Genomic DNA, 20,564 nt, shown 5'->3' with positions numbered 1-20,564 from the left:
ACGGTGTCGACGGATTCGAGGTCCCCGAGCGCTACCGGCGGAGTGGCGCACCATTGTGGTCGTGACCCGTTCACGGGTGAGCCGATCGAACTGTGGGTCGACAACGGGGTGATCCGACGCGAGTCGGTACCCGGTGCGGTCACCGAGACCGACGGGGGCTGGATCGTTCCCGGCCTCGTCGACGCACACAATCATGTCGGGATCGCCCCGGGACTCGGCGTCACCATCGAACAGGCACGGGCGTTCGCGCAGGCGGACGTCCGCGCCGGCGCGTTGCTCATCCGCGAGGTCGGGTCGCCCCTGGACACCCACCCTCTCGACGACGATCCGACCGGGCCGGTCTTCGTGCGCGCGGGTAAGCACATCGCCCGGACCAAGCGGTACCTCCGTGGCTACGGCATCGAACTCGACGACCCCGACGACCTGGCCGCCGAGGTCACCCGGCAGGCCAGGGCAGGCGACGGCTGGGTCAAGCTGGTCGGCGACTGGATCGACCGCGAGGTCGGTGACCTGGCACCGCTGTGGACTCGGGACCAGTTGGACGCGGCGGTGCACGCTGCGCACGCAGAAGGTGGCCGGATCACGGCACATGTGTTCGGCACCGACGCCCTGCCCGACATCATCGCGGCCGGGTTCGACTGCATCGAGCACGGCACCGGACTCACCGACGACCTGATCGACGCGATGGTCGCGAAGTCCATCGCACTGGTGCCCACGTTCATCCAGGTGGAGAACTTTCCCGGTATCGCCGACGGTGCCGACCGCTTCCCGACATATCAGGCGCACATGCGTGCCCTGCACCGCAGCGCGCCGGCCGTGTTCGCGGCCGCTCGCGAGGCCGGGGTGACGATGTTCGCAGGTACCGATGCAGGCGGCTTCATCGAACACGGGCGCATCGTGGACGAGATCGCCGCGATGGTTGCCGCCGGCTTCCCGGCGCGGGATGCCTTGCTGGCCGCCACATATGGGCCTCGAAGCTGGCTCGGTGCGGGCATCCTCGACGACGGCGACCGGGCCGACTTCCTGGTCCTCGACGACGATCCGACCCGCGATCTGCAGACTCTGCGGCGCCCGCGCGCGGTGGTGTGTGCCGGGCGTTACGTGCTGTGACCAACCCCACTTTTGGTGATCTGGTCCCACAACTTACCCGTAGGTAATGTAGCAACAGCGTTGCACGGGCTCGCCGATTCTCACGGCGAACAGCCGCCATGCCGCCGGGAACGCCGGGTCAGGGGAGGACCGCGACCGGCCGAAGCGTAGCGAGTTGTCGTGGGGCCGGGGTGCGCGCGGCATGTGGTTACCTTTCGCGGGGTGGGTAACCACATGCCGAGCCCTACAACTTCTCGGGTCCCTCTCGATCCTGGTCCGACCTCATCGCGTTCATCCGCTGCGTCGTCGCAGATCTCGGGGATTTAGAGTTCCTCGACCCCATCTGGCAGAATGGCTCGCTGGTTCGTCGGACCCGGCCACGGCCGACCGACGGTCACACCGGAACAGATCGCAAAACCGGGCTCGCCGTACCTGGCGGGTCGCTGAATTGCGCAGTGACCACAGAGGGAAAGACTGTAGACATGGCTGTCAAGATCAAGCTCACGCGGCTCGGCAAGATCCGCAACCCGCAGTACCGCATCGTCGTCGCCGACGCTCGGACCCGCCGCAACGGCCGGGTGATCGAGACCATCGGCAAGTACCACCCGAAGGAAGAGCCGAGCCTGATCGAGGTCGACTCCGAGCGTGCCCAGTACTGGCTGAACGTCGGTGCACAGCCGACCGAGCCGGTCGCGGCGATCCTCAAGGTGACCGGTGACTGGCAGAAGTTCAAGGGCCTGCCGGGCGCCGAGGGCACCCTGAAGGTCAAGGAGCCCAAGACCAGCAAGCTGGATCTCTTCAACGCGGCCCTGGCGGCTGCCGACAGCGAGCCCGTCGCCGAGGCCACCACCCCGAAGAAGAAGGCCGCCAAGAAGGCCGACGAGGCACCCGCCGCCGACGCGCCGGCCGCCGAGGGTGACGCCAAGGCCGACGCGTGAGCGCAGTCGTCGCCGACGCGGTCGAACATCTCGTCCGTGGAATCGTCGCCAACCCCGACGACGTCCAGGTGGAACTGATCACCGGTCGTCGCGGACGGCTCGTCGAGGTCCACGTGAACCCCGAGGACCTCGGCAAGGTGATCGGCCGTAACGGTCGCACCGCCACCGCGCTGCGCACCCTGGTCACCGGTATCGGTGGACGGGGTGTCCGCGTGGACATCGTCGACACCGACCGCTGACACGGGTCCCGCGATGGATCTCGTGGTCGGCCGTGTGGTCAAGTCACACGGAATCCGGGGCGAGGTGGTCGTGGACGTCCGCACCGACGATCCCGAAGCGCGTTTCGCGCCCGGATCGTCGCTGCGCGGTCGGCTGCCCAAGGGCGCAGGCGAACAGACATTGACGGTGACAGCCGCCCGGGAGCACTCCGGGCGGCTGTTGCTGTCACTGGAGGAGGTCGCCGATCGCTCGGCGGCCGACGCGCTCCGGGGCACGCTGTTCCTCATCGACAGCGCCGACGTCGACTCGGGCACCGACCCGGACGAGTTCTACGACCATGAACTCGAAGGCGTTCCCGTGTCGACGGTCGGCGGCGAATCCGTCGGAACCGTCGAGTCGGTGCTTCATCTGCCGGGGGGCGAGATCCTCGCCGTCCGCACCCCCGACGGCCGAGAGGTGCTGATCCCGTTCGTCCGGGAGATCGTCCCGACGGTCGGTCGGGAACTCATCGAGATCGACCCACCGGACGGTCTGCTGGACGTGGAGAACTGACGCCGTGCGACTCGACATCGTCACGATCTTCCCCGAGTACCTCGTGCCGTTGCGAGTCGCGTTGCTGGGCAAGGCGATCGAGAACGGCCGTATCTCCGTCGACGTCCACGACCTCCGCGACTGGACGCGTGACGTGCACCGGAGTGTGGACGACTCGCCGTACGGCGGCGGGCCGGGGATGGTGATGCGCCCCGACGTCTGGGGGCCGTGTCTGGACGACGTCTGCCCGGATGAGGCGACGTTGGTCGTCCCGAGCCCGGCCGGTGTGCCGTTCACGCAGGCGACAGCGCAGCGGTGGAGCAGGCTGGATCATCTCGTGTTCGCCTGCGGCCGCTACGAGGGGATCGATCAACGTGTGTTCGACGATGCCGCCCGGCGTGTGCGGGTCGAAGAGGTCTCCCTCGGCGACTTCGTGCTGATCGGCGGTGAGGTCGCCGCTATGGCGATGATCGAGGCCACCGTCCGCCTCCTGGACGGGGTGCTCGGCAATCCTCGTTCCCATCAAGAGGATTCGTTCTCCGACGGCCTGCTCGAAGGTCCGAGCTACACCCGCCCGATCACATGGCGCGATCTGTCGGTGCCCGACGTCCTGCGCAGCGGCGACCACGCGAAGATCGCGCGGTGGCGGCACGAACAGGGACTGGAACGTACGCGCGAGAGGCGACCGGACCTCCTCGATCGACCGGACGCACCGGCATCGTCGGCTCCCGCCGACCCCGACGGCGGTTAGGATCTCCTCGAGCGATCGGGGAGGGGGACTCGTGGCCGGACGATGGGCGGAGATGCTCGACGAGCTCGCGCGTCAGCGGGCCGAACTCGATCGCGTCGCGACTGCGGTGTCCGGGCTAACGGCCCGCGCGACCAGCACCGACCGTCTCATCACCGTCGAGGTCAACGCTCGCGGCCTGCTCGTCGATCTGGCCATCGAACCCGCGGCGCTGCGGCGGTACCGGGCCGACCAACTCTCCGCTGCGATCACGGCCCTGGTGTCCGACGCCGACGATCGACTGCGTGCCACGCGGAACGAACTCCTCACCGCGGCCGTCCAACCTGTACCGGGCTACGACGACGTGGTCGGGATGGACGCGTCGGATGCGGCGCGACCATCCGCGGCGACGCCGGGTGGCTGGTCTGACGACGAACGGGGACACCGATGAGCGATCACGCTGCCGACGGTGCCGACCGGGTGCGCTTCGACGCGGCGACGGCCGACTCCGTCGCCGGACGCTGGATGGCAGCCGCGGATGTCGTGTCGGCACTCCACGAGGACTTCGACCGGCTCGCGGCGCAGGTGGACGTCGCGATCGGTGTCGGTCCGGCCGCCGACGCGTTCCGGGCGACGGTGGCGCCGTTGCTGCAGGCCACCGGTGACGGACTCCGCTCGGCGCGCGACGAGATCGCCGCGCACTCGGCTGCGCTTCGCCACGGGCGGGCCGAACTGCTCGACGGGGACACGCGCGCGGGGGAGGTCTGGCACACGTGAGTACCCCGATCGCCGGGACAGATCTCGACAGCTTGCGCCGCATCGCCGACTCGTTGGCGCCCGACGTCTGGCCGACTGCCGATGTCGGGGCGCTGATGGAGGCCGCCGGTAGGCTCCGCACGCTGCTGACCCGATTGTCGGAGGCGGTGGCCGCCGTCGGCCACGCGCAGCGGGGCGCCGACGGGGCGGGGCAGACACATCAAGCGATGCTCGATCACGCCGACAGGGTGACGACCTCGGCCACGTCGGCGGCCCAACGATCGCTCTCATCCGGGTGGGCACTGGTCGAAGCGGTCGAGAGGTACGCGGCCACAAGCGGTCTCGCACACGAACAGACCGCGGTGATGGCAGCGATCGCCGACCGCGACCGGCTCCGCGGCGAGGTGCTCGGACTCCTCGGTGACGACTCCGCACGCGTGATGGCCGCCAGCGGAGGTCGCCTGGCACTGACTGCCGCAGGCGACGAATACACCGAGCAGTCGGCCGACGACGGTCGGCACGGCCACGATCAGAACTCCGCGATGCCTCCTCCTGCCGCGAGCGCCGGGATGATGCCCTTCGCCGCGCTGGGGGGTGCTGCCGCAGGGGTCGGAGCACTGGCGTCGTCGCTGTCGGCGACTGACGCGCACACGCCCGACGGCATCGCCGCCGGTGACGTGCAGTGGCTGGAGCGTCGGGCGGCGCAGTTGCAGTCGTCCATCCCACCGTCGTTGGCAGGCTGGGTGCGGATGGCGGTCGGCCTCGGAGAGTTGTCCGATGGTGCACGAGTGGTCATCGTCGGGACGAGTGATCCGTATCCCTATCTCCGCGAAGGGCTGTCGCTGCGGGACTCGGAGTTCCTGGCCGGCAACGGCCGGTCCGCGGAGCTCGCCATCGCCGATCAGATGGCCAGGTCCGGCGTCGAGCCGCTGGCCTTCGCGGCGGCGACCCCGATGGCACCCGAGACCATCGCGGCATTGGGACAGACCGACGCCGAACTCCTGGCACCCGACGACCTGTCCGATCCGGCGTGGTCGTGGGACGCCAGTGATCCCGGAGATCAGTGACGATGACGCACCGCATCGAGTCACTGTCGTACGAGCTCGCCGGGCTGGTCGACAGGGTTCCCGATCCCGACATCGACGCCTGCGTCTACTTGCTGACCATCAGCGCGATGACGGCGACCGGGCTGGGAGACGATCCGGATTTGACGCGAGCTCTGACCGCTCTCCGCGAACACGGCCGGGTGTCGGGATCGACGCGACTCGAGATGGCGACCGCGGTCACCCAGGCCGAACATCGGGCGTTCGCGGCCGCACGCCGAGGCGACGAACCTGCCCGTGACCGGGCCTTCTTCCAGGCGCGGGCACTCAGCTGCCTCGCGTATGCGATCGGCGCGACCACCGGCGGGGCGTCCCTCGATCGTCGCGACGTCGTGCGCGAGGTCGCGTACGAGGCGACCGTCGCCCTCCGCGGCGAGAGCGGTGTGGTCGGGGTGGTCACCCAGTACGCGGGCTGAGTCGGGCGAGGGTGTCCGGTCGCAACTGCCGGTGACGGCCGTTCCCGCTGGTTAGCCTGGTCCATGTGCCCCATTGGTTGACGCAGCGTGCCTCGGACTGGATGTCACACGACATCATCGACCGCGGTCTGCTCCCGCTGCTCGTCTTCTTCTGCGGCCTCATCGTCGGCTTCGTCGTGATCCGGGTCAGTGTCCGGCTCATCCGGGCCGACGTGAGGTGGTGGTTCTCGAACGTCACTGCGGGCGACACCCACATCCATCACGTGGTGTTCGGTGTCGTCCTGACGCTCTCGTCCGGGCTGGGCCTGATCGCCTTCTCCATCAACGGCGACCAGACCGCGATGTCGGTGCTCGCCGGTCTGTTCGGGGTCGGTGCCGCGCTGATCCTCGACGAGTTCGCCCTGATCTTCTACCTGCGCGACGTCTACTGGAGTCAAGAGGGGCGGGCGTCGGTCGACGCGGTGTTCGTCGCCGTCGCCGCCACCGGGATGATCCTGCTGGGCTTCCGACCTCTCGACCTGTACTTCGATGCCCTGCGCGACCTGCGGGTGGAGCACACCGTCATCGTCGATGTCGTCGCCGCCGGCGTGAACTTCCTGCTCGCGGCGATCGTGGTCCTCAAGGGCAAGGTGTGGACCGGGCTCATCGGGATCTTCGCGTGGCCGCTGCTGATCGTCGGGATGCTGCGCCTCGCGCGGCCGACCTCGCCGTGGGCGCGCTGGCGATACGTTCGGCGTCCCGGGAAGATGGAACGCGCCATCCGACGCGAGCGTCGACTGCGCCGGCCTCTCGTCCAGGCCAAGATCTTCGTGCAGGACCTCATCGCAGGTCGGCCCGATGTTCTGCCGCACGTCCGGGCGGCGACCGAGGACCGGCTCGACGAGGTCGTCCGGCCTGCTCCGGCGCCACCCACGATTTCTCCGCGGCGGGGTCTGTCTGGCACAATGGTCGGGTTGCCTGACGACGCCGGTCTCTCTCGACCACGTCCTTTGCGCACAACCGATGACTCGGAGCACGAACCGGTCGAACCCCACGCATGACCATCTCGATGGTCGGTGGTGCGGGCCGCCAGGTTCCTCTGTTCACGCGACCGCCAGATTGGACCATCCAACGATGAACACTCTCGACTTCCTCGACAAGCAGTCGCTGCGCGACGACATCCCCGACTTCGGTCCCGGTGACACCCTCGACGTCCACGTCAAGGTCATCGAGGGCTCCAAGGAGCGCGTGCAGGTGTTCAAGGGTGTCGTGATCCGTCGCCAGGGTGGCGGCGTGCGCGAGACCTTCACCGTCCGCAAGGTGTCCTTCGGCGTCGGCGTGGAGCGCACCTTCCCGGTGCACAGCCCGAACATCGCGAAGGTCGATGTCGTCACCCGCGGTGACGTGCGTCGCGCGAAGCTCTACTACCTGCGTGATCTGCGTGGCAAGGCCGCGAAGATCAAGGAAAAGCGCTGACGCGTCTACCCTGACGACGTGGCCGACACTCACCGCGCGGACAGCGACCCGGATTCGGGTGGACACCGTTCGTCGGATCCCGCCGACTACGGCTGGGATTCCGACGACGACCACCCCGACGAACGTCCTTGGCGAACCAAGGACGACAAGCCGGAGAAGCGTGGCTCCCTGCTGCGTGAGGTCGTCATCATCGTCGGCTGCGTCCTGCTGCTGACCTGGTTGCTGCAGACCTTTGTCGGACGCCAGTACGTCATCCCGTCGGAGTCGATGGAGCCGACGCTCACCGGCTGCAGCGGATGCACCAACGACCGCATCGTGATCGACAAGATCAGCTACCGGTTCGGTGACCCGACACCCGGTGATGTCGTGGTGTTCCGCGCACCCAGCGAGTCGTGGGACGGCGGATGGATGTCGCCTCGCTCGAACAACCCCGTCGTGCATCGCCTGCAGGACGCGATGTCGTGGTTCGGCTTCGCTCCGCCGGACGAGAACGACCTCGTCAAGCGCGTGATCGCGACCGGCGGGCAGACCGTCGAGTGCCGCGACTCCGAGAACGTCGGGGTGAAGGTGAACGGCAAGCCACTGGTCGAGCCGTACATCGACAAGAACCTCCAGTCGCAGGACGTCGCGGCGGGCAATGAGGCCGCCGCCGACGAGAACGGTGGCGTGGCGAGCTGCTACGGCCCCGACTTCGGTCCGGTGAAGGTACCCGACGGCAACGTCTGGGTGATGGGCGACAACCGCGCCAACTCGGCGGATTCGCGCTTCCACATGGAGGACCAGTACCGCGGTACGGTTCCCGTCAGCGACATCCGCGGCAAGGTCCGCGCCGTCATCTATCCCTTCTCGCGGATCGGTGGTGTGTCCTCGGGCAACCCGCAGCAGTGATGGGGGAGTGCTGATGGGACGGTGGCCACCGAGATTTCCCATCCGGAGGGCGGCGAGCCTACGGACCTTCGAATTCGCTTTGCACCGTAGCGGTCTCGGTCCGGTTGCCGGCGTCGACGAGGCCGGACGTGGTGCCTGTGCGGGCCCGCTTGTGGTCGCCGCCTGTGTGCTCAAGCCGACCCAGCTCACCTCTCTCGCCGACCTGGACGATTCCAAGCGACTGTCGGAGGCGACGCGGGAAACCCTCTACAAGGCGGTCACCCGCTACGCGCAGAGCTGGTGTGCGATCGTGATCGATGCCGGCGAGATCGACCGCATCGGCATCCACGTGGCGAATATCGAGGGGATGCGCCGGGCCATCGCGGGCCTCGACGTGACACCCGGCTATGTGCTGTCCGACGGGTTCGCGGTACCCGGCCTGACCGCCCCGTCGCTCCCGGTGATCGGCGGTGACGGCGCCGCGGCCTGCATCGCTGCGGCGAGCATCATCGCGAAGGTCACCCGAGACCGCATCATGGTCGCGATGGACTCCGAGCTGCCCGGGTACGACTTCGCCATCCACAAGGGCTACAGCACCGCCCGCCACATGTCCTGCATCGACCGCATCGGCCCCTCTCGTCAGCACCGCATGTCGTACCGGAACGTCCGCGCGCGCGTGCTGACCAGCCCCGAACCGACCACGATAGGCTTACAAGATGAGTGCTGAGGATCTCGAAAAGTACGAAACCGAGATGGAACTCTCCCTGTACCGCGAGTACAAGGACATTGTCGGTCAGTTCACCTACGTGGTGGAGACCGAACGGCGCTTCTACCTGGCGAACGCAGTCGAGATGGTGCCCCGCAACGCCGACGGCGAGGTCTACTTCGAGCTTCGCATGAGTGACGCCTGGGTGTGGGACATGTACCGTCCGGCCCGCTTCGTCAAGCAGGTCCGGGTGATCACCTTCAAGGACGTCAACATCGAGGAACTCGAGAAGTCGGAGCTCCGGCTCCCCGAAGACGGGCCGTTGGGGTAGGTGTCTGCTCGCGCGACCCCGCCCGCCCCGCGCGATTTTGTAGCAGTTTGTCGCGGTTTCCGCGTTGTGGTGTCTCCGGTCATCGCTGACAGGTGATGTCTCGGGTCTTCGCTGACACCTGGGTGGGGGCGTGGCCAGCATGGTTCATGGCCCAGAAGGTGACGGCGATGGACGTTCGTGCAGCTACGGCGTTGGCGGGTGGGGTTGAGAATGTGGCCCAGTTCTGTCGGGAGCACCACGTCAGTCGGCAGACGTTCTACAAGTGGCGGCGTCGTTTCGCCGCTGAGGGGTTGGCCGGGCTCGAGCCACGCTCTCGACGGCCGCACACAGCGCCGGGGCGTAGTGGCGATGAGGTCGAGGCGCTGGCGGTCGCCACGCGCAGGCGTTTGCAGTCGGCAGGCTGCGATCACGGCCCGCAGTCGATCGTGTGGACGTTGCAGCGTGAGGGGGTCCTCACGCTCTACCGTGTGGCGAATTCTGCACCGTCACGGGCTGATCGTTGCCGAGCCGGGCAAACGGCCGAAGTCCTCGATTCGGCGGTTCTACTACGACCGCCCCAACGAGTTGTGGCAGTCGGACTGGACCGAATGGCATCTCGCCGATGGCACCTCGGTAGCGATCGCGGGCACCATCGATGACCACTCCCGGTACCTGTGCGCGTTGGCCGCCGACATTGGTGATGGCACCACCACACTGGTGTGGCAGGTGATGCTCGCCGCGATCGACGAGTGCGGAGTCCCATCAATGTCGTTGACCGACAACGGATTCGTTTACACCGGCAAGCATCGTGGATTCGAAACACCGCTGGAAAAGAACCTCCGCGCGGTGGGTACCCGCACCATCAACTCCCGCCCAGATCACCCGCAGACCTGCGGCAAGATCGAGCGGTTCTGGCAAACCCTCAAACGCTGGCTGAACACCCAGCCCGCACCAGCGACCCTCGACGACCTCAACGAGATGCTCGACCGATTCCGCAGTCACTACAACCACCATCGACCACACCGGGCGCTACACGGTGCAACTCCGGCCGAAACATTCGACGCCACCGAACCCGCCCGACCAGTCGACCGGCCACTGCCGGCGCCGGTGTTCACCACCCACCAACAGGTCAACCCCACACAAGGCAAAATCACCGTCGGCCCCTACTTCGTCCAGGTCGGCAACCAATGGGGCGGGACACACCCTCGACGCCATCTGCGACGACAACCACATCGTCATCTTCAGCGGCACCACCATCGTCCGGGAATTCGACGCCGACCCCACCCGCCGATACCAAGGCCAACGCCGAATCCCCGGCACCCATGGCAAACGACAACCACTTCCGGCAGCATGACTGTCAGCGATGACCCGAGACACAAGTGTCAGCGATGACCCGAGACACCACAACGCGGATTTCGCGACTAACTGCTACATATTCGGAGACTGCCCGCCATTTAGGGTAAACGGATGTCAGGCTTTACTGTGGAATTCGCGGTCGCATGAGAACTGTCAAACCAATCGCGTAACTGCAATTATGCTCCAAGGTTGACAGTGGTCGTCGAATGATCTTCGCAAAATTTTGGCGGGCCAGTGATTTGGGATTGGACGTAAGTTAAGCAAGCATTATCATCCGAGCCGTGGGAAATACTGTCTTTTTGCCTGATTCTGAGCGGTCGCGTTGTCAGACTTTGGCAATTTATATTCTTATCTTGGAATCTGAGAAATGGTCGCCGCGGTAAGGCTAATTGCTCGCCCGCAGATCTGTGACGTTGGTATTGTCGGAAGTCGAATATAACTCGCAACTGTCACAACCCCGGCGCCTCCCGACTGCACATATGTTGTGCAGCCGGCGCTGGGGTCAGTTGCGACGCCCACCGGTCTTCCGTCAATAACTATGTCCGCTAGCCAATCGATGGCTGTGCTGTTGAGTGCTTTGTAGCTGCTGAGGCTTGGACTGTTGCCGACCGCTTGTGAGATTGTCCACGCAGAGTCGGGATAGCGCCAGCGGCATCCGCGAGCAGTTTGGCCGTCGACGGTTGCAGAGTCGCGAGCGGAGTTCGGAATAAAGCCGAGTTTTGATTGAACAACGTTGGTAACCGACGTACACGGTTCGTAGGTCGAACCGTTATTCGAAGAGTTCCAGCGATGCTTGAAATTTGTTCGAAATGGCAAGGTTCGTCCTTGGTCATCAGTCTGCCTTGGCTCCAGGCGTAAGGCCGAAGATTGCGGCTGAGGTTGCCCGGTGACTTCGACTCCGCATGCCGTAGCTGCGATTACGAAAATGATCGCCAATGCTGCCGAAGCGGCATTCCCCCGGCCTAACTCTTTCACTTGGTAAGAGGTCTGGAAGCGGATTGATCGGTCGCCGAGAATTCTTCACCTGTTTGTGAGGCGGTCTGCGACAGCTTCTCAAGTGCGGTGAACTGTAGAGACAGATTCTGAGCCCACCCTCCACTGTCCAGGAGGGCTGCTCTTAGCTTCGCCTGTAGATTGACCCCTTCTGGACATCCGGCCCCGAAGAAGTTGGTTCCGAGAATGCCGCGCGCGAGGTCTATGCTTTCTCGGATCGCTTGCGCGGCGTCTGTTGCCACCTTCGCGCGGGTCTTCCAGTCCTCCGAGGTCGAAACGACTCGCCCGCCTGGCGCACCCTTCCCCCAATCATCGAGATTGGGTGGCTTGTTGGTCGGGAACCAATCTGCCCCACGGGGTCCGTCACCTATGTGCTCGCTGGCACCGATTCCAGGTCCGGTCATCTCAAGCTCCCCACACTCGTCAGACGCGGGGGACTAAGACTTGGTTCCCCCGACCGTTGTGCACAGTCCCGCCCGCAAACCCAGCGTAGGACAGTTCCGAAGTATGGTAGCGGTTCGACCTGCGAGCCGTCGTCGGCTCGCAGTGAAGCGCCGTCTCGAGGGGGAGAGCTGATGCCGCCAGATGATGGCGCGCGCGAAGCGCAGACCAGCGCGGGACAGTCCACTGACGGTGCTGGCGGCGGATCGACCAGTTGGGATCGACCGATCAGACAGATCCTTTCGATGCTGGCAACCATGAAGCCAGAGAGCGCCGCGGCCGACGCGCAGGCGCTCATGAACGCGATCAACGCTGCCAACGACGCGGCCGCAACGCTGATGTACTTCGGTCAAGACGGAATGCAGGGGCGAGCGGCCAGTGCCAGTGAAGAGCGAGCGCGTCAGATTGCGCGCGACATCGTCAACCAGACTGCGATAGCGACCGAAGCTCTCAGCGCGCTCGGTCAGGGAATCGCGACTGCAGGTGCCGCAATCGCGCAAGCACCTTTCTTGCAATCGCTGCAGGACGAGATAGACAACGAACCGGAAAAGGCTCCGCAGGCCATTCAACGCGCGAGCGAGCGGATGACCAGCACCTATAACCCGCCCATGAGTGCCGCCGCCGGCTCGGTCCCGCAGCCTGAGCAGTACGCAACCCAGGAGATCTCGTCGCCGATGTCGGGGTTCGGCGGCGACGGTGGCGGGGGCGGCAGTGGCCCCTCCAACGCGGCCGGTCGGGCCCAGGCGGGCGGCGTCAGCGATGCCGGTGACTATCCGGGCAGCGGCGGTACGCCGACGTCTGTGACTCCGGCCGCCGGCCCGACGTCGGGGCGGCCCAACGCGAACCTCGCCGGCGGCTCGCCCGACAAGCCTCTCTCGCTGGGGGAGTCGCCGACCTCCGGCCGCAGCGGCGACGGTCCCGGTGGTCTACAGCGTGGCGGCAATGCTAATCCGGCGGGCAACGAGCAACAGTTCCCGGGCGGCGTCCTGCCCGGAGCCGGCACGGGACAGTCGAGCGGAGCAGGAGGAGGCGGCCGCGCAGCCGGCGGTGGCGCCGGCGGCGTGGGTGGCTCACCTGCGGGACAGACGCCGCTCTCTCGCCGACTCATGGGCTCGTTGCCGAACACCCCGGGCACAGCCGGATCGTCGACACCTGTCGGCGGCCCCCCGACACGCTCCTCGGGCGCCGGACCCGCACCGCACGGCGGTGGGGCGCGTCCCCGCAAGGGCGATGACGAGCAGCACAAGCCGGCGAGCTACCTCCACACCCGCGACAACGGTGTCGAGATCGTCGGATCGCTGCCGCTGGTCGGTCCGCCGGTGATCGGCGACTGGGCGCCGCCGGCCCCGGCCGAGACCGCTGCGGAGTCTGAGTCCACCGAGACCCAGCCCGTTCAGTCCGAGACCCCACAGGTCCAGCGCCCCACCGCAGACTGATCGACGTCCGTCAACTCGACTGTCCACAGCCGACTTCTGTCCACAGCTGACGAACTCGCCACCCCGCGAACTCGATTCGTCCAGCAGGCTGGCCGCATGACGGACACCAACCGGCCGCAGACACGGCGGGCTCACATCGGACGCCTGGGTGAAGACCTGGCCGCCGACCATCTGACGGGCCTCGGGTGGACGGTCCTCCATCGCAACTGGCGCAACCGATACGGCGAACTCGACATCATCGCAGCCGACGGATCGACCCTGGTCATCGTGGAGGTCAAGACGCGGGCCAGCCAGATGTACAGCGATCCGACCCTCGCGGTGACGCCGACCAAGCTGACGCGAATGCGTCGACTCGCACAGATCTGGCTGTCGGAACAGGAGCGCGGCTGGAGTCAGATCCGATTCGACGTCGTCGCAGTACAACTCGACTCCGCGACTCCCGACGATGTCGCGCGCGCCGAGATCCGACACCATACCGGCGTCTTCGCCTGAGCGGCGGGCACCATGTCCATGGGACGAGTCCACACCGTCGGACTCAGCGCCTTCGAGGCCAGCATCGTCGAGATCCAGGCCAATGTCGGTCAGGGGCTCCCCGGCTTCGCCGTCAGCGGTAGCGCGGATGGATCGCTACGTGAGGCACGAGACCGCGTGCGGGCGGCGATCAGCAACTGCGAGTTCAAGTTCCCCGACATGAAGGTCACCGTCGCCCTCGCTCCCGCCGATCTGCCGAAGTCCGGGTCCGGCCACGACCTCGGCATGGCGCTCTCCATCCTCGCGGCGACCGAGCAGGTGGCGACGACGATGTTGCCGCGGACCGTCTTCCTGGGTGAGCTCGCACTCGACGGTCGACTCCGCCCGGTGAGGGGAGTCCTGCCGGCAGTGATCGAGGCCCGACGCGCGGGATTCACCCATGTCGTCGTCCCTCTCGCGAACGTCGCCGAGGCGACACTGGTGTCCGATGTGCAGATCGGGGGAGCGCTGTCGCTGGGCGAGGTCGTGCGCTGGTTGGCCGGCGAACACGTCCTCGACACCGTCGGCGAGAACGACGCCGAGGCGATCGCGCCGACCTTCGCCGACATGTGTGATGTCGTCGGTCAGACCGAGGCGAAGCATGCACTCGAGATCGCCGCCGCGGGTGCGCATCACGTGATGATGACCGGGTCGCCGGGCATCGGTAAGACGATGCTCGCGCGACGGTTGCCGGGCATCCTGCCGTCGCTGTCCGCCGAGGAGTCGCTCGAGGTCACCGCGATCCACTCGATCGCAGGCACCCTGCCGCCGCGGCATCCGTTGATCGTCGAGGCGCCGTTCATCGCACCGCATCACAGCACCACCACTACGGCGCTGCTCGGTGGTGGCACGGGAATGGCCCGTCCCGGCGCGGTCTCGCGGGCCCACCGCGGAGTCCTCTTCCTCGACGAGTGTCCCGAGATGAGCGCGAAAGTGCTGGACTCCCTGCGCCAACCACTCGAGGAAGGGGAAGTCCGGGTGACCCGACGTGACGGCGTCGCGACCTATCCGGCGAGATTCCAACTGATCCTCGCCGCCAACCCCTGCCCGTGCGCTCCCGCCCACGACGTCGACTGCATCTGCACCGCCGTCGTCCGACGTCGCTACCTCGGCAAGTTGTCAGGCCCGCTGATGGATCGAATCGACATCCGGGTGCGTATGAATCCACCAGGTAACGCCGCGCTGATGGAGTCGGCCGAGGAGAGCAGCGCCGACATCCGGACACGGGTGATCCGTGCACGAAACGCGGCGATCGAGCGATGGCGGGGAAACGGATGGCTCTCGAATGCCGAGGTGCCCGGATCGGCGCTGCGACAGAGGTTCCGACTGCCGCCGACCGCGCTGCGTCCGGTGGAACTGTTCTTGCGAGACGGTCGGGTGACGGCTCGCGGGGCGGATCGCGCTCTACGACTCGCCTGGACGATGGCCGACCTCCGGGGTGCCGACAGTCCGGACGAATCCGATGTAGCGCAAGCACTTCTGTACCGGGATCGGGGGACCAACGGATGATCGAGTACTCGGTACCGTGGCGATCGGGCGACGTCTGATGACATCGTCGACGGAGGAGCAGCGTGCGTGGGCGTACCTGTCCGGTGTCGCCGAGCCGCCGTCTGCAGCCGTCCGCGCGCTGATAGCCGCCATCGGAGTGATCGAGGCAGCGCAGGCCATCGGTAGGCGCAGGGTGCCGGCCGGACACGAGTCGGCGCTCGACGCGTCGAGTGGCCGATGGGAAGTGGTCTCGGGTGCCGCAGACCTCGACGCCGCAGCGCGGGTCGGCGCCAGATTGATCACGCCCGACGATCCGGAGTGGCCCGCATGGTCGCTGTTGGCTCTCGAACAGTCCGACACCGCAGTCCGTGGTGGCGAACCGCTCGCGCTCTGGGCGCGTGGGCCGGCTCGCCTGGACGATGTGTGCGCCGCGTCGACGGCACTCGTCGGTTCTCGTGCGGCGTCGGCCTACGGCGAGCACGTGACCAGCCGACTGGCGGCCGGACTCGTCCTGGACGGCTGGACCGTGATCTCCGGTGGGGCATTCGGTATCGACGGCTCAGCGCACCGGGCGGCGCTGGCAGCAGGCGGCGCGACCGTCGCCGTCCTCGCCTGCGGCATCGACCGCGACTACCCGGCCGCGCACTCCCGACTGCTGTCCGAGATCGCCGAGACCGGGGTGGTGGTCAGCGAGTACGCGCCGGGCACAACAGCGGCCAAACACCGCTTCCTGACGCGGAATCGACTGGTCGCCGCACTCTCACAGGCGGTGGTGGTGGTCGAGGCGGGTCGCCGATCGGGAGCGGCCAACACCGCCGCGTGGGCACGCAAGCTGGGACGCCCGCTGGGAGCCGTACCCGGGCCGGTGACGTCGGCGACGTCCGTGGGCTGTCACCGCATGATCGCCGACCAACTCGCGACCCTCGTGACGTGCGCCGCCGACATCGTCGCGATGGCGGCCCCCGACGGCCGCGGGGACGAGTTGCCCCGTCCGGTTCGCGGACTCGACAGATTGAGCGCAGACCAACGGCGGGTCCGGGACGCGATTCCTGCACGAGGTGTCGTGACGATCGAGGAGATCGGGTTCTCTGCCGGGATGGACCCAGCGCAGGCACGACGGGCGCTGGCCGAGATGGACGTACTCGGAGTGGTGGTCGGGGACAGCGGTGGATGGCGCCTGCCGTGACGACCTCTTTGTCCGAATACATCGCAGTTCACGGCCGCCGTCGCTAGTCTCGGCGAATGAGAATCCTGCTCGTCGGTGCCGGCGGGGTCGGTGATGCGATCGCCAAGATCGCCGCTCGCCGAACCTTCTTCGAGCACCTCGTGGTCACCGACTACGACGTCACCCGCGCGGAGCGAACGGTCGCCGCGATTGCCACGGCGCACGGCGCCGATGTGAGCGGCCGGTTCTCGGCCGCATCGATCGACGCCTCCGACTCGGACTCCGTGCGCGACGCAGTGGTCGAACACGGTGCTACGCACGTGATGAACGCGGTCGAGCCGAAGTTCGTGCCGGCGATCTTCGCCGGAGCCATCGCCGCCGGCGCCGACTACCTCGACATGGCGATGAGTCTGTCGGAGCGTCACCCGACCGAGCCCTACGCCCGGACCGGTGTCAAGCTCGGCGACGAGCAGTTCGACCGCGCCACCGAGTGGGAGCAGGCGGGTCGGCTCGCCCTGGTCGGCATGGGTGTGGAGCCCGGACTCTCGGATGTGTTCGCGCGCTACGCCTGTGACAACCTCTTCGACGAGGTGGACGAGCTCGGCACCCGCGACGGTGCGAACCTCGTCGTGCGCGACCAGGACGGTGACGAGATCTTCGCGCCGTCATTCAGCATCTGGACAACCATCGAAGAATGCCTGAACCCGCCGGTGATCTGGGAGAAAGACCGGGGATTCTTCACCACACCGCCGTTCTCCGAACCCGAGGTCTTCGACTTTCCGGAAGGTATCGGACCGGTTGAATGCGTCAACGTCGAGCACGAAGAAGTGCTGCTGATGCCGCGGTGGTGTGACGCCCGGCGGGTGACGTTCAAGTACGGACTCGGTGACGAGTTCATCGGAGTCCTCAAGACGCTCAACACGCTCGGACTCGACTCGACCGCACCGTTGACCGTGAGGTCGCCGGACGGCCCGGTCCGGGTGTCCCCGCGGGACGTGGTGGCAGCTGCGCTGCCCGACCCCGCGACGATCGGACCCGTGATGACGGGTAAGACCTGCGCCGGGCTGCTCGTCACCGGCACCAAGGACGGCCGCCCTCGCCGCGTGTACCTCTACCACGTCAGCGACAACGAATGGACGATGGCGAACTACGGCACGCAGTGTGTGGTGTGGCAGACCGCACTCGGCCCCGTCATCGCGCTCGAACTGCTCGCAAAGGGGATCTGGTCGGGCACAGGCGTTCTCGGACCGGAGGCATTTCCGTCGGAACCGTTTCTCGAGCTCATGCAGGCGGATGAGTCGCACGGTGGCTACGGTCAGCCCTGGGGTTTGCGTGAGGACGAGATCGGCTGATCCGCATCGTGTTCGAGCGAGGCGACGTCTCCGTTGTGCCGGGAGGCTAGCGCCGCGTGAGCATCTCGACGAAGATCCGGATGTCGGCGTCGGCCAGCACTCCGTGCTGTCGGCGGCCGTGCAGGAATCCGATGCCGGCGTAGAGCGCAGTGGTGGCTCTGGCGTGCGCCTCCGTCTCCGAGAATCCCAGGTCGATCATTGCCTGGTACGCGACGTCGAACACCCGCTGATCCAGCGCGGCCACCGATTCCGCGATGGTCTCGTCGGTCGCCGCCCACGCCCGGACCGCCGCCTCGACCTTCCAGCGACGGTCGTCGGTCACGAGGCGAGACATTGCGTCGATGCGGTCGACGGGCGGCAGGTCGGCGAGCTCACTGAGCGTCTGCATCGCCGACTCCTGTGCGCGGCGGCAGTGCTCGGCGAGTGCGGTCATCAGACTGCCGATGTCGGCGAAGTGCCAGTAGAAGCTGCCCTTGGTCACACCGAGGTGCTGGCACAGGCGCGAGATCTTGATCGCCGCGACCCCCTCCGTGACGAGCAACTCCATAGCTGCTGCCAACCAGTCGTCGACGGTGAGTCGGGAACCACGTCGCGACGACGAAGCGTTCGGCATACCCCACCCTTTCCCTGCTGGCCCGACCCCGATTCGCGGAAGTTTAGCGATCTTAAGGTCCGGATTAAAGAGATTGCAGTCGACTGGTCGACCAGAACGGTCGGACGGTTGGTGCGCGACGATGGCGAGCGGTGTCACCTGGGCATCAGAGCGCGAGACTCAGATCGGCCGACTTAGGTTGCCCTAAGGAGCAGGCGTACCGTGGAACACGGAAGGAGTGCCCATGGCCAAGCAGTTGAACACGATGACGGTGCTGCGCACCGAACGTCTGAGTCCCCATTTCGTCCGGGTCCATCTCGGCGGAGACGGCTTCGACGACTTCACGCCCGCAGGCGGCACCGGAGTCGGTGACCACGACACGGACATGTACGTGAAACTCGTCTTCGGCGTTCCCGGAGTCGTGTATCCCGAACCGTTCGACCTGCAACACATCCGCGAGACGTTGCCCGCCGATCAGCAGCCGGTCCTCCGCACCTACACGGTGCGTCGAGTCGACGCCGAGCGCAAGGAACTCGCGATCGACTTCGTCGTGCACGGCACCGAAGGGATCGCGGGCCCGTGGGCGGCGACCGTCGAGCCGGGTACCGAGGTTCGGTTCCTCGGTCCGGGCAGTGGTTATCGTCCACGCGCCGACGCTCCGTGGCATCTGCTCGCGGCAGACGAGTCGGGGCTGCCCGCGGTGGCCGCTGCGCTGGAGGCCTTGCCTGTGGACTCAGTCGCAAAGGTGTTCATCGAAGTCGCCGGACCCGATGACGAGATCGAGCTGGTTGCGCCGCCGGCCGCGGAGATCGTCTGGGTGCACCGCGGAGGCGGGTCCGACGAGGTCGGCGAGGACCGTGCGGGCGACAACGCGCCCCTGGTCGGGGCCGTGCGTTCGGCCGAGTGGCTCGACGGCGAGCCGCAGGTGTTCATCCACGGTGAAGCGCAGGCAGTCATGCACAACCTGCGGCGATACGTTCGAAAGGAACGCGGGGTGAGTGCGGGCAACGCATCCATCTCCGGCTATTGGCGCCGTGGTCGGACCGAGGAGGGCTTCCGCCAGTGGAAGTCCGACCTTCGTCAGGCCGAGGAGAAGGCCGGCGCCGGTCTCTGATCGCAACGATCGGGGTGGCACCCAGCGTGGACACTTGCATCGGACGGTCATGGGCGGTGTGCTCGGCGGATGAGCGACCACGGGGTCGACGGGGGCGCCGTCGACGACTTCACCGCACATCTGCGGTACGAGCGTGGACTCAGTGAACACACCATCCGCGCATATGTCGGTGACGTCAGGCAGCTGATCGCGTTCGCAGGGGCTCGGCAGGTCGCGATCGCCGACCTCGATCTGGCCATCCTGCGAGCGTGGTTGGCGGCCCAGACCCGGAAGGGCGCTGCCCGGACGACGGTCGCGCGCCAGGTGTCGTCGGCGAAGACGTTCTGTGCGTGGGCCGCCCGTGATGGTCGTATCGGCGTCAACCCGGCCACGCGATTGCAGGCACCGAAGGCGCACCGAACGCTCCCGGCGGTCCTTGCCCCCGAGCAGGCGACGTCGACGGTGGCGTCTGTGGCGCATGTGGATTCCGATGATCCGATCGCGCTGCGTGATCGCGTCATCCTGGAGGTGTTGTACGCCAGCGGAATCCGCGTGGGAGAGCTCTGTGGTCTCGACGTCGGCGATGTCGATGGCGGCCGACGGGTGTTGCGGGTCGTCGGCAAGGGAGACAAGGAGCGGTCGGTCCCGTACGGCGCCCCGGCGGCGCGCGCGATCGACGACTGGCTGCGGTCGGGACGTGGTGAGCTCGCGACTCCGAGGTCGGGTGACGCTCTTTTGCTCGGAGCCCGGGGCGGACGGCTCGACCAACGGATGGCTCGACGTGTCGTCCACGCGGCGGTGGCGGCGGCGGGTGGTCCGGACATGGGGCCGCACGGACTTCGTCACAGTGCCGCCACCCATCTGTTGGAGGGCGGCGCCGACCTGAGGGTCGTGCAGGAGCTCCTCGGACATTCGTCGCTCGCGACGACGCAGATCTACACGCACGTCAGCGTCGAGCGGCTCCGCGCGGTTCACCGCCAGGCGCACCCCCGGGCATGAGGGGATGCTCCCGCGCCATATC

General features: G+C 66.9%; 26 protein-coding genes. 23 read left to right on the top strand and 3 right to left on the bottom strand.

Annotated elements, in window-relative coordinates:
* Window positions 1-3 precede the first annotated feature (3 nt).
* The 16 genes from GS4_RS14165 (at window position 4) to GS4_RS26210 (ending at window position 10,509) form a co-directional block, all read left to right on the top strand.
* Window positions 4-1,110 carry an amidohydrolase family protein gene (locus GS4_RS14165; RefSeq protein WP_051989729.1) on the top strand — a complete coding sequence of 369 codons (1,107 nt, stop codon included), beginning with the start codon at window positions 4-6 and terminating at the stop codon, window positions 1,108-1,110.
* A 461-nt stretch (window positions 1,111-1,571) separates the two neighbouring features.
* Window positions 1,572-2,027 (top strand): 30S ribosomal protein S16, encoded by a 456-nt coding sequence (rpsP, locus tag GS4_RS14160; protein ID WP_007621642.1) that lies wholly within the window; start codon window positions 1,572-1,574, stop codon window positions 2,025-2,027.
* Window positions 2,024-2,266 (top strand): RNA-binding protein, encoded by a 243-nt coding sequence (locus GS4_RS14155; protein WP_007621641.1) that lies wholly within the window; start codon window positions 2,024-2,026, stop codon window positions 2,264-2,266. The genes rpsP and GS4_RS14155 overlap by 4 nt, the downstream gene beginning before the upstream one ends.
* 13 nt (window positions 2,267-2,279) lie before the next feature.
* Window positions 2,280-2,798, top strand: coding sequence for a ribosome maturation factor RimM (gene rimM, locus GS4_RS14150; RefSeq protein ID WP_007621640.1), 519 nt, complete (start codon window positions 2,280-2,282; stop codon window positions 2,796-2,798).
* A 4-nt stretch (window positions 2,799-2,802) separates the two neighbouring features.
* Complete coding sequence (gene trmD, locus GS4_RS14145; RefSeq protein ID WP_007621639.1) at window positions 2,803-3,528, top strand: tRNA (guanosine(37)-N1)-methyltransferase TrmD; 726 nt, start codon at window positions 2,803-2,805, stop codon at window positions 3,526-3,528.
* A gap of 31 nt (window positions 3,529-3,559) precedes the next feature.
* Window positions 3,560-3,955: a YbaB/EbfC family nucleoid-associated protein gene (locus tag GS4_RS14140; protein ID WP_007621638.1), complete on the top strand. Its 396-nt coding sequence runs from the start codon at window positions 3,560-3,562 to the stop codon at window positions 3,953-3,955.
* The gene (locus tag GS4_RS14135; RefSeq protein WP_007621637.1) at window positions 3,952-4,281 is read left to right on the top strand and encodes a hypothetical protein; all 330 of its coding nucleotides are present in this window, start codon (window positions 3,952-3,954) and stop codon (window positions 4,279-4,281) included. The genes GS4_RS14140 and GS4_RS14135 overlap by 4 nt, the downstream gene beginning before the upstream one ends.
* Window positions 4,278-5,327, top strand: coding sequence for a hypothetical protein (locus tag GS4_RS14130; RefSeq protein WP_007621636.1), 1,050 nt, complete (start codon window positions 4,278-4,280; stop codon window positions 5,325-5,327). Before GS4_RS14135 ends, GS4_RS14130 begins: the two co-directional genes overlap by 4 nt.
* A gap of 2 nt (window positions 5,328-5,329) precedes the next feature.
* On the top strand, window positions 5,330-5,779 hold the full coding sequence (locus tag GS4_RS24825; RefSeq protein WP_007621632.1) for a hypothetical protein: 450 nt from the start codon (window positions 5,330-5,332) through the stop codon (window positions 5,777-5,779).
* Window positions 5,780-5,880: 101 nt separating this feature from the next.
* Window positions 5,881-6,819 carry a hypothetical protein gene (locus GS4_RS14120; protein WP_040510555.1) on the top strand — a complete coding sequence of 313 codons (939 nt, stop codon included), beginning with the start codon at window positions 5,881-5,883 and terminating at the stop codon, window positions 6,817-6,819.
* A gap of 73 nt (window positions 6,820-6,892) precedes the next feature.
* On the top strand, window positions 6,893-7,234 hold the full coding sequence (gene rplS, locus GS4_RS14115) for a 50S ribosomal protein L19 (protein ID WP_007621627.1): 342 nt from the start codon (window positions 6,893-6,895) through the stop codon (window positions 7,232-7,234).
* Window positions 7,235-7,252: 18 nt separating this feature from the next.
* A complete protein-coding gene (lepB, locus tag GS4_RS14110) occupies window positions 7,253-8,122 on the top strand; it encodes a signal peptidase I (RefSeq protein ID WP_007621626.1) in 870 nt (289 codons plus the stop codon).
* 13 nt (window positions 8,123-8,135) lie between these two features.
* On the top strand, window positions 8,136-8,828 hold the full coding sequence (locus tag GS4_RS14105; protein WP_040510553.1) for a ribonuclease HII: 693 nt from the start codon (window positions 8,136-8,138) through the stop codon (window positions 8,826-8,828).
* Window positions 8,818-9,138 carry a DUF2469 domain-containing protein gene (locus tag GS4_RS14100; RefSeq protein WP_007621622.1) on the top strand — a complete coding sequence of 107 codons (321 nt, stop codon included), beginning with the start codon at window positions 8,818-8,820 and terminating at the stop codon, window positions 9,136-9,138. The genes GS4_RS14105 and GS4_RS14100 overlap by 11 nt, the downstream gene beginning before the upstream one ends.
* 95 nt (window positions 9,139-9,233) lie before the next feature.
* A complete protein-coding gene (locus tag GS4_RS26215) occupies window positions 9,234-9,776 on the top strand; it encodes a helix-turn-helix domain-containing protein (protein WP_439644622.1) in 543 nt (180 codons plus the stop codon).
* Complete coding sequence (locus tag GS4_RS26210; protein ID WP_245555674.1) at window positions 9,703-10,509, top strand: integrase core domain-containing protein; 807 nt, start codon at window positions 9,703-9,705, stop codon at window positions 10,507-10,509. The genes GS4_RS26215 and GS4_RS26210 overlap by 74 nt, the downstream gene beginning before the upstream one ends.
* Window positions 10,510-10,821: 312 nt before the next feature.
* Here GS4_RS26210 and GS4_RS26405 read toward each other — a convergent pair whose 3' ends face one another.
* Window positions 10,822-11,448: a DUF3558 domain-containing protein gene (locus GS4_RS26405; RefSeq protein ID WP_157226625.1), complete on the bottom strand. Its 627-nt coding sequence runs from the start codon at window positions 11,446-11,448 to the stop codon at window positions 10,822-10,824.
* Window positions 11,445-11,870, bottom strand: coding sequence for a hypothetical protein (locus GS4_RS25620; RefSeq protein WP_007621620.1), 426 nt, complete (start codon window positions 11,868-11,870; stop codon window positions 11,445-11,447). Before GS4_RS25620 ends, GS4_RS26405 begins: the two co-directional genes overlap by 4 nt.
* A gap of 294 nt (window positions 11,871-12,164) precedes the next feature.
* Here GS4_RS25620 and GS4_RS14090 point away from each other — a divergent pair, with 294 nt between their 5' ends.
* From GS4_RS14090 to GS4_RS14070, 5 genes are all read left to right on the top strand, one after another.
* Window positions 12,165-13,343, top strand: a complete 1,179-nt coding sequence (locus GS4_RS14090) for a hypothetical protein (protein WP_157226624.1) — start codon at window positions 12,165-12,167, stop codon at window positions 13,341-13,343.
* A gap of 96 nt (window positions 13,344-13,439) precedes the next feature.
* On the top strand, window positions 13,440-13,835 hold the full coding sequence (locus GS4_RS14085; protein ID WP_007621613.1) for a YraN family protein: 396 nt from the start codon (window positions 13,440-13,442) through the stop codon (window positions 13,833-13,835).
* Window positions 13,836-13,847: 12 nt separating this feature from the next.
* Complete coding sequence (locus tag GS4_RS14080; protein ID WP_007621612.1) at window positions 13,848-15,362, top strand: YifB family Mg chelatase-like AAA ATPase; 1,515 nt, start codon at window positions 13,848-13,850, stop codon at window positions 15,360-15,362.
* A 37-nt stretch (window positions 15,363-15,399) separates the two neighbouring features.
* Window positions 15,400-16,527: a DNA-processing protein DprA gene (dprA, locus tag GS4_RS14075; RefSeq protein ID WP_040510587.1), complete on the top strand. Its 1,128-nt coding sequence runs from the start codon at window positions 15,400-15,402 to the stop codon at window positions 16,525-16,527.
* Window positions 16,528-16,583: 56 nt separating this feature from the next.
* Window positions 16,584-17,858 (top strand): saccharopine dehydrogenase family protein, encoded by a 1,275-nt coding sequence (locus tag GS4_RS14070; protein ID WP_007621610.1) that lies wholly within the window; start codon window positions 16,584-16,586, stop codon window positions 17,856-17,858.
* A 46-nt stretch (window positions 17,859-17,904) separates the two neighbouring features.
* Here the strand turns inward: GS4_RS14070 and GS4_RS14065 are convergent, their stop codons facing one another.
* Complete coding sequence (locus GS4_RS14065) at window positions 17,905-18,471, bottom strand: TetR/AcrR family transcriptional regulator (protein WP_040510551.1); 567 nt, start codon at window positions 18,469-18,471, stop codon at window positions 17,905-17,907.
* Between the two features lie 223 nt (window positions 18,472-18,694).
* Between GS4_RS14065 and GS4_RS14060 the strand changes: the two genes are divergently transcribed.
* Together GS4_RS14060 and GS4_RS14055 are read left to right on the top strand one after the other, a co-directional pair.
* Window positions 18,695-19,564, top strand: a complete 870-nt coding sequence (locus tag GS4_RS14060) for a siderophore-interacting protein (protein ID WP_007621607.1) — start codon at window positions 18,695-18,697, stop codon at window positions 19,562-19,564.
* Between the two features lie 69 nt (window positions 19,565-19,633).
* Entirely contained in the window at window positions 19,634-20,542 is a 909-nt protein-coding gene (locus GS4_RS14055) for a tyrosine recombinase XerC (RefSeq protein ID WP_007621606.1), read from the top strand.
* Window positions 20,543-20,564 lie beyond the last annotated feature (22 nt).

Origin of the sequence: Gordonia soli NBRC 108243, assembly GCF_000334455.1 — a bacterium.
GTDB classification, from domain to species: Bacteria; Actinomycetota; Actinomycetes; order Mycobacteriales; family Mycobacteriaceae; genus Gordonia; species Gordonia soli.
Note: the sequence above shows the minus strand (reverse complement) of the source record. Positions and strands in the feature narration are given on the sequence as shown.

Excerpts from the sequence above, each read along its gene's own strand:
- rpsP (WP_007621642.1), top strand. The coding sequence starts at position 1,572 with ATGGCTGTCAAGATCAAGCTCACGCGGCTCGGCAAGATCCGCAACCCG.
- rimM (WP_007621640.1), top strand. The coding sequence starts at position 2,280 with ATGGATCTCGTGGTCGGCCGTGTGGTCAAGTCACACGGAATCCGGGGC.
- GS4_RS14135 (WP_007621637.1), top strand. The coding sequence starts at position 3,952 with ATGAGCGATCACGCTGCCGACGGTGCCGACCGGGTGCGCTTCGACGCG.
- GS4_RS24825 (WP_007621632.1), top strand. The coding sequence starts at position 5,330 with ATGACGCACCGCATCGAGTCACTGTCGTACGAGCTCGCCGGGCTGGTC.
- GS4_RS14120 (WP_040510555.1), top strand. The coding sequence starts at position 5,881 with ATGTCACACGACATCATCGACCGCGGTCTGCTCCCGCTGCTCGTCTTC.
- rplS (WP_007621627.1), top strand. The coding sequence starts at position 6,893 with ATGAACACTCTCGACTTCCTCGACAAGCAGTCGCTGCGCGACGACATC.
- GS4_RS14105 (WP_040510553.1), top strand. The coding sequence starts at position 8,136 with ATGGGACGGTGGCCACCGAGATTTCCCATCCGGAGGGCGGCGAGCCTA.
- GS4_RS14100 (WP_007621622.1), top strand. The coding sequence starts at position 8,818 with ATGAGTGCTGAGGATCTCGAAAAGTACGAAACCGAGATGGAACTCTCC.
- GS4_RS26215 (WP_439644622.1), top strand. The coding sequence starts at position 9,234 with ATGTCTCGGGTCTTCGCTGACACCTGGGTGGGGGCGTGGCCAGCATGG.
- GS4_RS25620 (WP_007621620.1), bottom strand. The coding sequence starts at position 11,870 with ATGACCGGACCTGGAATCGGTGCCAGCGAGCACATAGGTGACGGACCC.
- GS4_RS14090 (WP_157226624.1), top strand. The coding sequence starts at position 12,165 with ATGAAGCCAGAGAGCGCCGCGGCCGACGCGCAGGCGCTCATGAACGCG.
- GS4_RS14085 (WP_007621613.1), top strand. The coding sequence starts at position 13,440 with ATGACGGACACCAACCGGCCGCAGACACGGCGGGCTCACATCGGACGC.
- GS4_RS14080 (WP_007621612.1), top strand. The coding sequence starts at position 13,848 with ATGTCCATGGGACGAGTCCACACCGTCGGACTCAGCGCCTTCGAGGCC.
- dprA (WP_040510587.1), top strand. The coding sequence starts at position 15,400 with ATGACATCGTCGACGGAGGAGCAGCGTGCGTGGGCGTACCTGTCCGGT.
- GS4_RS14070 (WP_007621610.1), top strand. The coding sequence starts at position 16,584 with ATGAGAATCCTGCTCGTCGGTGCCGGCGGGGTCGGTGATGCGATCGCC.
- GS4_RS14065 (WP_040510551.1), bottom strand. The coding sequence starts at position 18,471 with ATGCCGAACGCTTCGTCGTCGCGACGTGGTTCCCGACTCACCGTCGAC.
- GS4_RS14060 (WP_007621607.1), top strand. The coding sequence starts at position 18,695 with ATGGCCAAGCAGTTGAACACGATGACGGTGCTGCGCACCGAACGTCTG.
- GS4_RS14055 (WP_007621606.1), top strand. The coding sequence starts at position 19,634 with ATGAGCGACCACGGGGTCGACGGGGGCGCCGTCGACGACTTCACCGCA.